This window comes from Pseudoxanthomonas koreensis, from assembly GCF_010093225.1.
GTDB classification, from domain to species: Bacteria; Pseudomonadota; Gammaproteobacteria; order Xanthomonadales; family Xanthomonadaceae; genus Pseudoxanthomonas; species Pseudoxanthomonas koreensis.
This window is the reverse complement of the sequence record NZ_PDWM01000093.1, coordinates 1-505: the sequence shown is the minus strand read 5'-3', so window position 1 is coordinate 505 and position 505 is coordinate 1. Positions and strand designations below refer to the sequence as shown.

1 protein-coding gene is annotated in these 505 nt (G+C 76.0%); it reads right to left on the bottom strand.

Features of this window, described 5'->3' with window-relative positions; all coding sequences use genetic code 11:
* Positions 1-468, bottom strand: a 468-nt coding sequence (locus CSC64_RS13855; protein WP_162435912.1) for a TPM domain-containing protein, incomplete at its 3' end; no start/stop codon positions are given.
* Positions 469-505: the final 37 nt, after the last annotated feature.

Genomic DNA, 505 nt, shown 5'->3' with positions numbered 1-505 from the left:
GTCGGGGAGTTCGTCGCGGCGGGGGGCGGTGGCGGGGCAATGGACGGCGAGCAGGGCCGATATCCGCCCGATGCCGGCCACCACGGCCGCGTCCAGCGCCTCGCCGCCGGCGATGGCCGCCTCCACCGCACGGCACACCTCTTCCCATTCGGCGTCCGCGACCCGCCCGTGCAGGCCGCGGTCGGCGACGATCTCGATCGCGTGGTCGGCCAGCAGCAGGTACAGCAGCACGCCGTTGTTGCCGGCGGTGTCCCAGACCCGCAGCCGGGCGAAGACCTGGTGCGCGCGTTCGCGCGGCCCGGTTCCGTCGGCCAGCGCGGCCCACGGCAGCCCGGCCTCGACCGCGAACACCACCTCGCCATCGTGCAGGGCCTCGCCCGCGCCGATCGCGTCCGTGATCCGCTGCAGACTCGCCGCCGGGAAACGCCGCGCCGCGGAGGGTGCGAAGACATGGCGCAGCCAGCGCATCACCACCGCCCCGAGGCGCCACCGCCCCCGGACCTGC